Origin of the sequence: Campylobacter sp. BCW_4319 (assembly GCF_001764435.1) — a bacterium.
In the GTDB taxonomy this organism is placed as follows: domain Bacteria; phylum Campylobacterota; class Campylobacteria; order Campylobacterales; family Campylobacteraceae; genus Campylobacter_D; species Campylobacter_D jejuni.
In genome coordinates this window covers 22,458-37,947 of record NZ_MKAQ01000014.1, presented here as the reverse complement: position 1 = coordinate 37,947, position 15,490 = coordinate 22,458, and the positions used below count along the sequence as shown (strand labels likewise).

8 protein-coding genes are annotated in these 15,490 nt (G+C 31.8%); 4 read left to right on the top strand and 4 right to left on the bottom strand.

The features are described from left to right. Nucleotides 1-27 precede the first annotated feature (27 nt). Complete coding sequence (locus AJN56_RS04960; RefSeq protein ID WP_011812791.1) at nt 28-3,393, bottom strand: S8 family serine peptidase; 3,366 nt, start codon at nt 3,391-3,393, stop codon at nt 28-30. A 61-nt stretch (nt 3,394-3,454) separates the two neighbouring features. Further along, nucleotides 3,455-4,519: an aminofutalosine synthase MqnE gene (gene mqnE / locus AJN56_RS04955; RefSeq protein ID WP_002869146.1), complete on the bottom strand. Its 1,065-nt coding sequence runs from the start codon at nt 4,517-4,519 to the stop codon at nt 3,455-3,457. A 143-nt stretch (nt 4,520-4,662) separates the two neighbouring features. Here mqnE and AJN56_RS04950 point away from each other — a divergent pair, with 143 nt between their 5' ends. The 4 genes from AJN56_RS04950 to fumC are packed head-to-tail and all read left to right on the top strand — an operon-like array spanning nt 4,663 to nt 13,387. Next, nucleotides 4,663-7,011 (top strand): hypothetical protein, encoded by a 2,349-nt coding sequence (locus tag AJN56_RS04950; RefSeq protein ID WP_002869147.1) that lies wholly within the window; start codon nt 4,663-4,665, stop codon nt 7,009-7,011. Nucleotides 7,012-7,015: 4 nt separating this feature from the next. Further along, nucleotides 7,016-8,812, top strand: coding sequence for a glutamine--fructose-6-phosphate transaminase (isomerizing) (glmS, locus tag AJN56_RS04945; protein ID WP_002869148.1), 1,797 nt, complete (start codon nt 7,016-7,018; stop codon nt 8,810-8,812). A gap of 2 nt (nt 8,813-8,814) precedes the next feature. Continuing rightward, nucleotides 8,815-11,940, top strand: coding sequence for a S8 family serine peptidase (locus AJN56_RS04940; RefSeq protein ID WP_002858452.1), 3,126 nt, complete (start codon nt 8,815-8,817; stop codon nt 11,938-11,940). Between the two features lie 55 nt (nt 11,941-11,995). Continuing rightward, a complete protein-coding gene (gene fumC / locus AJN56_RS04935; protein WP_002856014.1) occupies nt 11,996-13,387 on the top strand; it encodes a class II fumarate hydratase in 1,392 nt (463 codons plus the stop codon). Between the two features lie 29 nt (nt 13,388-13,416). Here fumC and AJN56_RS04930 read toward each other — a convergent pair whose 3' ends face one another. After that, nucleotides 13,417-14,460: an AI-2E family transporter gene (locus tag AJN56_RS04930; protein ID WP_002856044.1), complete on the bottom strand. Its 1,044-nt coding sequence runs from the start codon at nt 14,458-14,460 to the stop codon at nt 13,417-13,419. A gap of 3 nt (nt 14,461-14,463) precedes the next feature. After that, nucleotides 14,464-15,471: a Holliday junction branch migration DNA helicase RuvB gene (ruvB, locus tag AJN56_RS04925; protein ID WP_057040997.1), complete on the bottom strand. Its 1,008-nt coding sequence runs from the start codon at nt 15,469-15,471 to the stop codon at nt 14,464-14,466. Between the last annotated feature and the right edge of the window lie 19 nt (nt 15,472-15,490).

Below are 15,490 nucleotides of genomic sequence, written 5' to 3'. Positions count from 1 at the left end.
TACACATCAATTTTGACATCAAAAGACTTAAAAATAAAAACCAAATTGACCCAAAACATTAATATTATATTGATCGCTAGCAAATTCATTAACTACATTAAATCCATAAAAAAACGAATTAGGATAAATAAAATACGAAGTTAGCCCCCAAGTGATAAGATTAGAGTTAAGACGATGATATTGCACGAAATCTTGATTAGGAAAATCTTTGAAACGCACATTATTTTCAATCGTTTTCCCACTTAATTTATATTCATAAATAAAAAAACTTCCAAGTTTTGTTTGCATCGCTTCTCGGTCAAAAAGATAGGATAAATTCAATCCACCAGCTAAAGAAGTGGTATGATGATTGATCGCATCGTAAGATTTAGCAAAGACAAGATTGCCATTTTCACTAAAAGCATCTTGCTTGATAAAATTATAATTAAAATACGCCAAAGGCGTCAAAGTCAAATTATTAAAAACTTGAAAGTCCTTAGCTAGTCCTAATTGTAAGGAGCTAAGTAGATTGTCATAATTTGAGCTTAAAGAGCCATTTTGTCCTATAATTGTTCTTGTCATATCATTACTTGCTCTTGCTAAACTCGCACTGCTTAGAATTTTAAAATTTTGCAAATCTAAAATGTGATTAAATGAAAAATTAAAATATTTATTTTTCAAATTTGCATTTTCAAAATCAAGCCTAGTATCACTCACATCTAACCCAAAACTTAATAGGGAATTTTCATTAAGCTCTCCGCCTATGGTAAGATTTAAGCCCGTGCTTCGTCCGTCAAAATTATCGCCGTTAATTTTTTTATAATTAGGGCTAAGATTCCAAATATAACGCTTATCCATTTTATCTAATAAGCCCAAATCCATAAAAACATCACTCTCAATACTAGCTGTTAATAAAGGATCTTTTTCTAAACTTGCCATTAAATTCCCGGAAGTAAAGCTTGGATTAAGAGCGTTCATTATATTTCTTTGTGCCAAAATGTGCTGCTGATAATAAAGTCCGGAAGCACTTTGCATATAGCTATTAGCCTCCAAACTTTCTAAAGTTTTCTCCATAGTTTTCGTATCTGTATTATCCAAAAAGGCAAAATAGTCCTTATATCTATCTTGTAAATTATGCATAGAGCGAATGCTTCTTAAGGATCGCCCCATAGTGCTATTCGCACTCTCATATGCGTCTTTTTTAATAACTGGCTTAACGATGATATGATTAGGTGGTGGCGTGGTCGTTGGTGGAGTAGTTGTTGGCGGTGGTGTAATTGGGCTTGGCTGGGTTACTGGAGGCTGAGGGTTTGTAATGTCTGGTTGCGGAGTTGGCTGGGGTTGTGGAGCCGGTTGGGGCATTTTATCTTTATTAATGCTTGTTTTATCACTATCTAAAACAGCTACAAAATCCACAGCATTATTGCTTACTACCTCAACCGCTCCAAAACTACTTAAACACGTTCCTAAATCTCCCAAATCAATGCTAACATAATGCCCACTTGTAAAAAAATTCGGCAAAGGGATATATTCTAATTTTCCGCCTTTAATCTCATAAGAATTTGCGATAAGCTTGGAATTTTTATGGCTGCCAAAATCAAGTTGCAATTTAGAATTTTGCCCCTCTTGTGTGTATTTACCCTCAATGATCAAATCACTCAAATCTTCATTTCCCGGTCTTACAATGCCTTTATTTTCGAGGTTTTTACCCACTTCGCCATTACCGCTAAATAAGCCTCCCTCTAAAACTTTCACATTACCTGCTATTCTAGCTTTTTCATTTTCACTTTTATTATTTAAAGCTAAGCTACCTTTTTTAATAATGGTCACCCCCTCATAGCTATTATTCCCCGTTAAGATGAGCTTACCGCTACCTTCTTTGATAAATCCTACATTAAGATTTGCTAAATTTGTTGGCAAATTGATTGCGTCTTTTTTATGTAAGCTTCCGTCCCACTTTTTCTGGCTAATGTTATTGCTAAAAATTGCCTCATATCCTTGTGTATCGATTGTGTAATACGCCTCATTTTGCCCAGCGTAAGTGTTTGAAACATCACTATTATTAAGGCGATTTGCGTCCAAAGTCGCCAAGCCTTTCATAGCCTTAGTTACATCTAAAATTCCCTGCCCAAAAAGACTTTCTTTGCTGACTTTTTGGATAGAGGCATATTTGCTTTCGTCCACTCCGTGATATTCTGTGATGGGAGTATAAAATCTAGAATAACCCGCTTGAGAAAGGTCTCGTTTAACTTGCTCTTTATCCACACTGCCGTCTGCTTTTTTAGGGATATCTGTATCAATGTAAAAAATAGTATGAAAGGTTTTTTCCATAAGTATAGGTCTTTTACCAAGATATTCTACAACTTTCAATTTCGTCTCTTTTACCGTGAGTTTAGGAGCTATATAGTCCTTATTTGCCGTACTTAAAAGCACATCGGCGATTTGTTTGCCATTTAAAAAAGGAAAGCGTTGTGCCACCAAAGCCGCCGCCCCACTAACCATAGGCGCTGCCATTGAAGTCCCACTTTGTGTGCGGTATAAATCTTTATCTACACGCCCAAAACTAGATTTTTGCATATAAGCAGCATTAACATTTTTAATATTAGAACCCGGTGCTACCAAGCTAAAATTTTCCGCTCCTAAAAGTCCATTACTAAAACCAGACAAACCTCTACCATTAACCACTAGTTTGCCATCTTGATTTTTTGTAATTTGCGAAGAATCCACAGAACCCACTGCTAAAAAAGAACGCAATTCCTCATTATAAAGAGGGCTTAAAGCCATAATGCCCGGACTTATAATACCCTCATTACCCGCCGCAAAGACAACGAGAGTTTTATTTTCTTTTGTGAGTTGATTGAGTTGCTTGGCTGTAGAGTTTTGCTGAATTTGCTCAAAAAGCTCGTTAGAAGACTTATTTTTATAGGCATCAAGATAAAGCCCTGTTTGAGTCATACTTACAACAGGATAGGTGGTTGAATTCCAGCTATTATTGATGATTTTGACATCTTTATCTTTAAAATAATCATAAACATTAGGGGCATTAAAGCTTCCACTACCCTTATTATTGCCAAAAATTTGCACCCCATAAAGTTTAGCATTATAGGCTACGCCGTGAGGCTTATTCTCATCAATATACTTAGCCCCTATAATGCCTGCGACATGGCTTCCGTGCGTATCTACTGAGTAATCAGGCGTGTAAGTCTTGCCATTAACCGTAGAAAAAGTTTGCTCTAAAACCTTACCTTTTAAGCTAGGATGCTCACCATTGATCGCCGAGTCTATAACTCCAACATTAATCCCATCTCCGGTAATCGTTAGCTTATAAGCCTCTTTCGAGCCGATAAGCTCTTGATCGCTAAGGGCATAGCCATTAAAAACTATTATAAAAGATAAAAAAATACTTTTTTTCATTATTTCATTATATCCTTAAGATTAAAGACACGAATTTTAACTAAAAAACTTATATTATGTTTTAATAAATTTTAAGCTCATTATACAAACTATCCCTTTCCACAGGGATTAAATTTGAGGTTTTAATCAGCTCAATGAAAGTTTGCAAACTTGTTCCGCGAGCGGACTTTGCACCTCCTGCACTCTGTATGCTTTCTTTTTCTATCGTGCCATCTAGATCATTTGCTCCAAATTCCTGTGCTACCATAGCTAATTTTAAACTCATAGTCGCCCAATAAGCCTTAATATTTTTGATATTATCAAGCACTAAACGCGAAATGGCTATAGTTTTAAGAATCTCTTCGCTATCAAGCTGTTCTTTAACATCTAAAAAGCTATTATCCTTTTGCCATACAAGTGGGATAAAGGCGTTAAAACCACCCGTTTCATCTTGCAAGGCTCTAAGCCTTAGCATATGATCGATTCTATGTTCTCTTTTTTCTATATGCCCATAAAGCATAGTGGCGTTACTTTGTCTAGCTTTTTGATGCCAAATTTTGTGAATTTTAAGCCAATTTTCACTGCTAACCTTACCCTTACAAATTTTAGCACGTATCTCTTCATCAAAAATTTCAGCCCCGCCGCCTGGCATGGAATCAACGCCGTATTCAAGCATTTTTTCTATCACTTCTTCATAACTCATTTTAAAACGACGATGTAAAAAATTAATCTCAGCAGCAGTCATAGCTTTTACATGAAGATTAGGATATTTTTCTTTTATCATTTTAAAAATTTCTAAATACCATTGCCAAGTTGTATCTTTGTTGTGAGCTGAAACGATGTGCACTTCTTTGGTTTCTCGTTTTACGGTTTCATCAACAATTTTCATGATTTCTTCATGAGTCATCAAATAAGGATTAGGATTTTTTCTATGGGCTGAAAAGGCACAAAATTTACAGGTATCCGCACAAATATTTGTAGGATTTATATGGCGATTGATATTAAAATAAACTTTTTTTCCATGAAGTTTGGTGCGTTTTTTATGGGCGTATTTGCCTAGGATAAAAAGATCTAGATCCCAAAGTGCATTGGCTTCTTCTTGGTTTAATCTTTCTTCATTTTCTAGTTTGGTAATTAAATTTTTCATTTTAATTTTACTCTTTTGCTGTTTTTAAATAAAGCATTATAATTTTTGCTTACTGAAAAAGAGTTTATAGAAAAAGCCAAAATAAAAGATATTTTTGTTAAGATTATTATTAAGATATTAAAATTTTAAAGAGAGTAGAAATTTTGTTAAATAAAGAATTAGAAATTTTTAAAAAAAATCTTAGTTCCTATACCCAAAGTTGTAGAAAATTTTTTCTTAAGCAAGGGGCGTTTAGCTTATATCATTCTAAAAATATGGATAATTTCATAAAAAAAGCTTATGATATAGTTCTTAAAGATTATTTTGATGATTTTTCACCTCCAAGTGATAATATCCCTTTTTGTGTTTTAGCAAGCAAAGCATATGCAAATAATAGTCTTTGTTTTAATGAAAGTATTTCTTTGATTTTTGTTTATAAAGATATTAAGGCTTTTCATTTAAAACCTATGATTAAGGCTTTTATCGAAATTTTAAATGATGCGCATTTGCAAATTGATTCGGTTATCTTAGAATTTAATGGACTTTATAATGCTAGCAATGAGCTTAAGACTTCTATAATACAAACTCGTTTCATATGTGGTTCTAGGATTTTATTTAAAGGGATTAAGACAAAATTTGAGAGTATTTTAAAAGAAAATAAAAATGATTTTGCCAAGCTTTTGCTAGAAAATTTTAAAGAATTTGACATTCCATTTATAAAGCAAGAATTTAATATCTTAAAAGATTTTGGCGGATTAAATCATTTAAGATCCTTAGAGAGTTTGCTTGTTCTTTTTAAGACTTCTCCAAAAAATTATGCTTTAAATTTTATAGATGAAAAAAAATTAAGCGAGTTGCGTTTAGCTGGAGATTTTTTACTTTCTTTAAAATCAGCGATGAATTTATTAAGTGCTAAAGATGAGGATGAATTTTTACTTATTAATGTTCATGATTTGAGTGAATTAATGTATAAAAAAGCTAAAAAACATTTTGGAGCAAATGAGTTGTTGGTTCAAAAGGCTTTGCAAAGTATGCATACTATAGGTTTTTATACACACTTTTTAGCAAAGCAAATTCAAGATGGATTAAATCATACTCTTAAACAAGAATATAAATTTAAAACTCTTGTGGAAGTTTTAGAATACTTATTAAAACTTGAAGATAAACATGTTATTTTCGATCTTAACTTGGTTTTTGCCCTAGGAAGATTGAAATACGGTAAAAAAGATATAGAAAAAGCTTTAATACTTTTTGAGAAAATTTTTTATAAAAGGCATAGTTTTTGTGTTTTAAAACTTTTGCTTGATAGTGGAATTTTAAAAGATTTATGTAAGCCTTTTTGGACAGTTCGTTTTTTAAGCGATGAAGAAGGAAATTATAGTTTTGATGAGCAAGTTTTTCTTATGTTAAGTGAATTTGAAAAATACGAAGATGAGCTTGAGATACTCCAAAAACTTAAAACCGATGAAAAAATGATTTTAAAGCTTGTGATACTTTTAAGCGCTATAGAAAGTGAAAATGAAATTTCTTTAGCAGGCATATATAGAGCGTATTGCTCCAAATTTGATTTAAAGAATGAAATTTTAGAATGGGGTCTTAAGATATTTAAAAACAATAATGCCTTAAAAGATCTTGTAGAAAAAGAAGATATATACAATCCTATTGTTGTAAGTAGCTTGGTTTCTAAGCTAGAAAATTTAGAAAATTTAGAGCTTTTATACACTTTAACTTGGCTAAAGGCTAAGGCTTTAAATTATAATGCTTTTTATTTTAGAGTTCTTGATAAACTTTTAGAAAATGCAAAACAAGGTTTTGAAGATGAAAATCTACTTGAAGAAAGCGCAAGAAGAGTAAAAAAAGAATTAACACTTAAAAGAAGTAAGATTTTTTTAGAGCAAGATGAAATTTTGCAAGATAAAATCATACATATCAAATCAAATCTTTTTATTATAAAAAATACTTTTGAAGATATTGTTATGATTTCTAAATTAGCCAAAGAAAATGATTTTAAATTTTGGTTTAGCAATGAAACAAATCTTAGTTTGCAAATTGTTGCACCACTTCATTTTAATATTGCCATTATTTTAAGTTCTTTAACAAATTTAAATCTTATTTTCATGAATTTTTTTGAACTTTTTGATGATAAAATTTATTTAAGATTTGAATATGATAATATTATCAGTGATGAGCAAAAACTAAAACTTTGCGAGCTTTTAAATTCAAATCTTTCTGGTTTTAATTTGAAAAAAATTAAAAAGCCAATCATTAAAAAAGATGAGTTAAAATTAGACTTAAATTATTCTAAAATGTATGCCAAATTAGGTCTTAATACTAAAGATCAGCAGGGTTTAATGGCGTATTTGATGAATGTTTTTAATGAACTTGAACTTGTTTTATGTGCAGCAAAAATTCAAACCATAAGACAAAGGACGCGTAATATTTTTATTTTTCAAAAGAATGAAAAATTAGAACATAGCGAGCAAAAGTTAGTTAATTTATTAATAAGTGAGTAAAAAAATGTGTGGAATCGTAGGCTATATAGGAAATAATGAAAAAAAACAAATTATACTAAATGGACTTAAAGAATTAGAATATCGTGGCTATGATAGTGCGGGTATGGCAGTGATGCAAGAAGGAGAGCTTAGTTTTTTTAAAGCTGTAGGAAAACTTGAAAATTTGGCGAATAAATGCACGGATTTTGAAAGTCAAGGTTATGGTTTTGCTATAGGTCATACAAGATGGGCAACTCATGGTAAGCCTACTGAAATCAACGCACATCCTCATTTAGGACAGTATTCTTGTGTGATTCACAATGGTATTATAGAAAATTATAAAGAAATCAAAGATAAACTTGAAAAAGAAGGCGTGAGTTTTTTAAGTCAAACCGATACAGAAGTTATTGTCCAGCTTTTTGAATTTTATGCAAGAAATTTGGGAGTTTTTGAAGCTTGGCAAAAAACCATCAAAGAACTTCGCGGTGCTTTTGCTACTTTGTTGGTAACAAAAAAAGATCCCAATCATGTGTATTTTGCAAAAAATGCTGCTCCTTTGATTATAGGTAAAAATGCAAATAAAGAATGGTATTTTTCTTCAGGTGATGCGCCTTTGATAGGAAGTTGTGATGAGGTAATGTATCTTGAAGATTTAAGCTTGGGATACGCGAGTAAAGATGAGCTTGTCGTTTATGAAAATGATATTTTAAAATCACTTTGTTTTTCTAAGCTTTCAGGCGATAAGGCTTATGCAAAAAAAGACGGCTTTCGTTTTTTTATGGAAAAAGAAATTTATGAACAAAGTCGCGTGATGAGTGAAGTTTTAATGGGGCGTATTCAAGGCGATGAAGTCGTTTTTGATGAGCTAAACAATGAAGATTTAAGTCAAGCAGATGAAATCACGCTTTGTGCTTGTGGAACAAGCTATCATGCTGCAATGGCAAGTGCTTATTTGTTTGAAAGAATTGCTAAAGTTAAAGCTAAAGTAGAAATTGCAAGTGAATTTCGATACCGTGAAGCAATTATAAAAAAAGATTCTTTATTTATCGTTATTTCTCAAAGTGGAGAAACAGCAGACACTTTAGAGGCTTTAAAGATTGCAAAAGAGCAGGGTGCTAAGACTTTTGCAATTTGCAATGTGGATAATTCTAATATAGTGCGTTTAGCACATCTAAGTCTTTTAACTCGTGCGGGCATAGAAAAAGGAGTTGCTTCAACTAAAGCTTTTGCTACTCAGGTTTTAACACTTTGGATGCTTGCTATTTTTATGGCACAAAAAAGAAATTTAAATGTTTCTGCTGAAATTAAAGCACTTTTGCATACTCCAAATTGCGTGAGTGTAAAACAGGCTTTACATGAAAAAATTCATCGTTTATCCAAGCGTTATTTAGATGGACATGGCTTTTTCTTTATAGGCAGAGATGTGTTTTATCCTTTGGCTTTAGAAGGAGCTTTGAAACTTAAAGAATTATCTTATCTTCACGCTGAGGGTTATCCTGCAGGAGAGATGAAACATGGCCCTATTGCTTTGGCTGATTCTAAGCTTTATACTATAGCTTTAATGCCAAAGCACATGCTTTATGAAAAAACAAAATCAAATGTTGAAGAGCTTATTGCTAGGGATTCTACAGTGCTTAGCATTTCACCTTTAGAATTTGATTTAAGTGATGATTTTATAAAAACCAATGAGCAAGATCATTATATGTGTGAATTTTTTGAAATGATGGTCATTACTCAACTTTTGGCGATGGAAATTTCCATAAGACTTGGCAATGATGTGGATATGCCAAGAAATTTGGCTAAAAGCGTAACGGTAGAATAGAAATGAAAAAATTTTTTTGTTTAACTTTAGTTTGTAAACTTTTTGCTTTAAGCGAATTTGAACTTCATCATATTGATAAAGTACATAAGCTAGGGTATAGCGGAGATACTATTATAATAGGTGTAGCCGATGATGCTTTTAATCAAGATCATATTAGTTTAAAGGATAAGATTTTAAAGTCTACTTATCCTACTGATACAGCTGGGAAACAGCTTATACCTGATTTGAAAAAATCAACACACGGAAGTCATGTAGCAGGTATAGCTGTTGGAGCAAAGATAGGCGATAGCAAACCTTATGGAGTGGCTTATGGGGCAAAATTTTATGGAGCTGGGGTGTTTCCAAATGGCTCTTACACTCAAATTCCTGATATTTATAATTTTTTCAAAGATGTGAGTATTATTAATAATAGCTGGGGTATTAATTTTTATCCTTATTTTAATCTTAAGGCTTCAAATTCTGGATTAGTAGATTGTACTCAAACTAATCAAGGGACAAGCTATAATATCTGTAATACTCCTTTGGAATATGTTATGAAAGCAGATAAGGTTGCTAATGATATGATGAGGCTTAGCAAGGACAAGGGAGTATTAAATGTATTTGCTGCTGGTAATGAAGGAATTCTTAGCCCTGCTTTGCATGCGATTTTACCAAGTTATGATGAATCTTTAAGAGCTTGGTTGGCTGTTGGAGCTTTGGATGCAAATGAGATTACTTTAGAATCAGATGGGACTTTAATAATTAAAAGTCAAGGTTTGGCTGATTTTAGTAATGGTTTTAAGGGAGCTACGAATTTTTCTTTAGTTGCTGCTGGAGTAAATATTAATAATGTTGATTCAAGCACTAATGATAAGTTTACAAAAAAAAGTGGAACTTCTATGGCAGCACCTATGGTAAGTGGAACAGCGGCACTGGTCAAGCAAAATTTCCCCTTTTTGGATGGTAAGCAAATTGCTGATATACTATTAAGTACAGCAAATAAAAATTATAAGGCTCCAAAATTTACTGTTAAACAAGTAACCGATGGAACAAATCAACCTAAATTTCTTATTGTGTATATTTCGCAAGATCCACCTGGGATAGAAGATGAAATAAAACGGGATTTAAAACAGCTTTACAATGGAATACAAGTTCAAGTTAATGGACAATGGATTGATTATAGTGATTATATTTGGGATAATAGAGATAGTGCGCAGTCACAAAAACTTAATACTTCCACTATTAGTTCTATTAATGGAGTAGTTAGAGTTGAGAAAGAAGAATTATTTGGACAAGGAATTTTAGATGCACAAAAGGCGTTAAAAGGACTGAGTATTTTAGATGCAAACAGACTCAGTGATCAGGATGTATTAAAATATGAGCAAGAACCTAATACAGCTTATTATACTATAAACACTGCAGGTTATGATGCTGAATTTTCTAATGATATTAGTCAAAGAAAATGGGATGAAAGTACTCATTTATCAAGTGCTATTAATAAACCTACACATTTAGCTAATCTTAACATAGGGTTATCTAAAGAAGGTGAAGGTATTTTGATTATCAGTGGTCAAAATACTTATGAGGGTGCAACTTTAATCAAACAAGGAGAATTAAAGCTTAAAGGAAAAGTTAAAAATAATGCTTATGTAGAACAAAAAGCAATATTAAGCGGTAATGGTATTGTAGGGCAAAATTTAAACAATAAAGGCATAGTTAGACCTGGAAATGAAGATTTGAATGATTTAACCGTGCAAGGAACTTATACTCAAGAAGGAGTTGATTCTAAATTGCAACTTGATTTTGGTAATTATAAAAATTCTAAACTGATTGCAAAAACTTATGATATTAAGAGCGGGAATTTAGAATATATTCCTTTACCTAAATACTATATCTTAAATAAGCCAGTGAAAATTAATTTGGGAGATTTGGAAAAAAGTTTATCATCTTTTAATCATGTTTTGATACAAAATACCTATGCTTTAAATTTTGATTTTGTTTTAAGTGATGATTTAGTGAGTATTAATAAAACCTTAATAAAACCTAATTTAAAGCCAAATGCTTACGAAATTCCTAATACAAGCTTGGGAAATGCTTTAAGACAATTGCGATCTAGGGCAGACTTGAGTCAGACTTATCAGGAATTTTTTGCTTCTTTAGATAATGGAATAGATGTAAAGACTAAATTAAATAGAATAGAAGGTTCAGGGTATTTAAGCACTTTTAGTAATCATAATCAATCTAATTTAATGCAAAATAATATGTTATTTACCCTTCATCCTCTTAATATTAATAATTTTGCACAAAACAATAATATCTTACTTGCTAGTACTTATTTACCTAGAATTTTTAGCAATGAAGAATATTTTTGGCATCTTACTCCAAGTTATAAATACTATAAAGATAAAGATTTTTCAGGTCAAAAAACAGGTGCTAATATCTCTTTAGGAGAAAATTTCTCATCAGGCTTTTTAGCTTATGCTTTATCTCTTTCTAGCGCTAAATTTAATTTTAATAATGGTAGTGATTTGAAGAGTTATAACATGGATTTATTGCTTAATTATAACCATGATTTAGATTTTATAAAAATATTAAGTGGATTAGGTATAGGTGTAGGATTTAATACTCTTAATCGTTTTGTAGTAGAGCAGCCAATTGAAGGCAAATATAAAACATTGCAAACTTCAGCCCAGCTTGGTGTAACTAAAGATATTATTTTAGGTCAAGATTTTATTTTTAATCCTTTAATGTATTTTACACATAGTTTTTTTTATCAAGAAGATTTTAAAGAAAATAAAAGTCCTTTTGCTAAAAATTATGAAAGTTTAAAACATCATAGCATAAATGCAAATTTAGGTTTTAATCTTGCTAAAAATATAGAGCAAGATGATTATCAAGCTTCTTTTTCTACTTTTGTAATTTTTGAAAAAAGAATTTATGGAAGAACTTTAGAAAATAAGGCTAGTTTTGTTGATTTTCCTATTGCTTTTATTCAAAAATATAAATTAAAAGATAATATTTTAAGTCAAGGTTTTAATTCAGAATTTTTATATAAAAACAATGTATTTTGGCAGTTTATGTTAATGAATAGATTTTCTCATAATGCCTATGAATTGCATTTAATGAGTTCAGTGGGAAAACGTTTTTGAAAGTATTTATTTTTTTAGCTTATAATAAATAAAATTTTAATCAAAGGAAAAAATTATGGAATACAGAGTTGAACATGATACCATGGGTGAAGTTAAGGTTCCAAATGACAAATATTGGGGAGCTCAAACTGAAAGAAGTTTTGAAAATTTCAAAATCGGTTGTGAGAAAATGCCAAAGGTTTTAATCTATGCTTTTGCAAATCTTAAAAAATCTTTAGCTTTGGTCAATAACAAACTTGGCAAACTTGATGATGCTAAGAAAAATGCTATAGTTCAAGCTTGCGATGAGATTATCGCAGGTAAATTTGATGATAATTTTCCACTTGCGATTTGGCAAACAGGTTCAGGCACACAAAGCAATATGAATATGAATGAAGTTATTGCAAATCGTGCCACTGAAATCATGGGCGGGGATTTTCGCAAAGAAAAGCTTGTACATCCAAATGATCATGTTAATATGAGTCAAAGTTCAAATGATACTTTTCCAACAGCTATGAGTATCGTTGCGGTTGAGCAAGTAGAGAAAAAGCTTATCCCTGCGCTTGATGAGCTTATTGCAACTTTTGAAAAAAAAGTAAAAGAATTTGATGGTATTATCAAGATAGGACGCACGCATTTACAAGATGCTACTCCACTTACTCTAGCGCAAGAATTTAGTGGATATCTTTCTATGCTTTTACATTCAAAAGAGCAAATCATCGCTTCTTTACCAACTTTAAGAGAACTTGCCATAGGAGGAACCGCAGTGGGAACAGGGCTTAATGCACATCCAGAATTAAGCCAAAAAGTAAGTGAAGAGCTAACTCAACTTATAGGTACAAAATTTATTTCAAGTCCAAATAAATTTCATGCTTTAACAAGTCATGATGCGATTAATTTTACTCATGGAGCTATGAAAGGTTTGGCTGCAAATTTAATGAAAATTGCAAATGATATAAGATGGTTAGCTTCAGGCCCAAGATGCGGTCTTGGTGAGCTTATCATCCCTGAAAATGAGCCAGGAAGTTCGATTATGCCAGGTAAGGTAAATCCTACCCAGTGTGAAGCTGTTACTATGGTTGCTGTACAAGTGATGGGAAATGATGCAGCTATCGGATTTGCAGCAAGTCAAGGAAATTTTGAACTTAATGTGTTTAAGCCTGTGATTATTTATAATTTCTTGCAAAGTCTTGATTTGTTGGCTGATTCTATGCATTCATTCAATATCCATTGTGCTGTAGGCATAGAACCAAATCGTGCAAAAATCGATCATAATCTTCATAATTCTTTAATGCTAGTTACCGCTCTAAATCCACACATAGGTTATGAAAACGCTGCTAAAGTAGCCAAAAATGCCCATAAAAAAGGTATTTCTTTAAAAGAAAGCGCAATGGAGCTTGGTTTGGTTAGCGAAGAAGATTTCAATAAATTTGTTGATCCTACTAAAATGATAGGCCCAAAAGCCTAGAACATCAAACTTGCCTTTTTTAAGGCAAGTTAAATTAAATTCTTATCTTTTAAAATCACATACATTCTTAAAGTTGATACAAAAAAGGTTAAAATCGCAGGACCTAATATAATACCCCAAAAACCAAAGGTAGAAATTCCTGCTATCATAGCCAAGAAAATTAAAAGTTCATTGATTTTAGTAGGGGTTTTTACAAGTTTTTTGTTGATCCATTTGATGATTAAAGGTTTGATTAAAGTATCTGCTATAAAAGAAATTACAATTACAGAATAAATAAAAATAACAAGAGCTGAGTTAAGATTGTTTGAGGCAAATTCATAAAGACTTACAGGCATATAAATTAAAGCACCTCCTATAGCAGGTATGAGAGAACTTACAGCAAAAATTACTCCCATTAAAATTCCATCATAACCATAAAATATTGTGATTAAACCAAAAAGCGCACCTTGAAATATCGCTACAATCACCATAGAGTAAAGTACAACAGCCATAACATTACCCACCTCGCTTAAAACATCATCAAGTTCTTTTTTATCAATAGGAATGATGGATTTAAGATAGATAACAAGTTCTGTTCCATATAGATTTGCAAAGAAATAAAATACGCAAATTAAAACCATATCTATAAGAAATTTAGCTCCTGATTTTGTAAAACTTGAAGCATAACTTAGAATTTGTTTAGAAATACTATTTAAATCTATAGATGCTAAAAATTCTTTGATTTTAGGTTCTAAAAAATTAAAGCTTTCAGGCAAGGTAAATTGATAATTTTTGACATAATCAAGAGTTTGTGTGACTAAATTAATATCAAAATTTTTTAAAGCTTTGGCAAGTTCTATCATAGCATAAACAAAAGGTGCAAAGAAAAGCAAAACCATACAAGTTGTTGTAAGAATGGAAGCTAAAAATTTATGCCCTTTAGTAAGATTTAAAAATTTCGCATTGATATTTGAGGTAGCTACCGCCATTAAACTAGCTATGATAATTACAAGTAAAAAACCTTTAAAAAGGTAAAGCAAAAGAAATAAAATGACTAAAATAAAGCTTATAAGAAAGAATTTTCCATTTTGCAAAATTTACTCCTCAAATAAAGTTTTTTCATAGTTTAGTTTTAAAGCACTATAACTTTTTGCACTTGCTATACGCCCTTTTGCAGTGCGTTCTATATAGCCATTAGCTAATAAATAAGGCTCGATTACATCTTCTATGGTATTTTCATCTTCACTTAAAGCCGCAGCAATACTTGCAAGCCCGATAGGTTTTTGCTTAGCAGCGGTTAAAAGTTCAAGATATCTTAAATCCATCGCATCAAAACCAAGCTCATTAACCCCTAAAGAATTTAAGGCCTCATTAGTCCTTTTTTCTGTGATAATCTCTTCATCATTAACATCGGCAAAATCTCTAACTCTTTTTAAAAGCCTTAGAGCTATTCTAGGGGTTGAACGACTTCTTTTAGCGATCTCAAGTGCGGCTTTTTCTTCGCAAGTTTTATTAAGTTTTAAAGCTGCTTTTTGCAAGATGAGGGCAAGTTCGCTATCTTTGTAAAATTCTAATCTAAATTGCATACCAAAACGATCACGCAAAGGATTGCTAAGCATACCTGCACGCGTTGTAGCCCCTATAAGAGTAAATTTTGGTAAATCGATTTTTATGGTTTGAGCAGCTGGACCACTACCTATGATAATATCAAGGCGGTAATCCTCCATTGCAGGGTAAAGCACTTCTTCGATAGCAGGACTTAAGCGATGAATTTCATCGATAAAAAGTATATCCCCTTCGCTAAGATTGGTTAAAATAGCGGCTAAATCTCCGCTTTTTTCTATCATAGGAGCGGCGGTTGTTTTGATATTTGCACTCATTTCATAGGAGATGATATTAGCTAGTGTTGTTTTTCCAAGTCCTGCAGGACCACTAAAAAGTATATGATCTAAACATTCATTGCGTTTTTTGGCTGCAGCTATAAAGACATTTAAATTTTTTTTAATGCTTTCTTGACCTATATAACCATCAAAATTTGAAGGACGCAACGAAGTTTCGTAAGTTTCATCAAAGGAGTATTTTTCTATTTCTACTATTCTATCCATATCTTTGCTTATATTTTGG

What these genes read in the sequence shown, in the direction of transcription:
- AJN56_RS04960 (WP_011812791.1), bottom strand. Translation starts at nt 3,393, where the DNA reads ATGAAAAAAAGTATTTTTTTATCTTTTATAATAGTTTTTAATGGCTAT.
- glmS (WP_002869148.1), top strand. Translation starts at nt 7,016, where the DNA reads ATGTGTGGAATCGTAGGCTATATAGGAAATAATGAAAAAAAACAAATT.
- AJN56_RS04940 (WP_002858452.1), top strand. Translation starts at nt 8,815, where the DNA reads ATGAAAAAATTTTTTTGTTTAACTTTAGTTTGTAAACTTTTTGCTTTA.
- mqnE (WP_002869146.1), bottom strand. Translation starts at nt 4,519, where the DNA reads ATGAAAAATTTAATTACCAAACTAGAAAATGAAGAAAGATTAAACCAA.
- fumC (WP_002856014.1), top strand. Translation starts at nt 11,996, where the DNA reads ATGGAATACAGAGTTGAACATGATACCATGGGTGAAGTTAAGGTTCCA.
- ruvB (WP_057040997.1), bottom strand. Translation starts at nt 15,471, where the DNA reads ATGGATAGAATAGTAGAAATAGAAAAATACTCCTTTGATGAAACTTAC.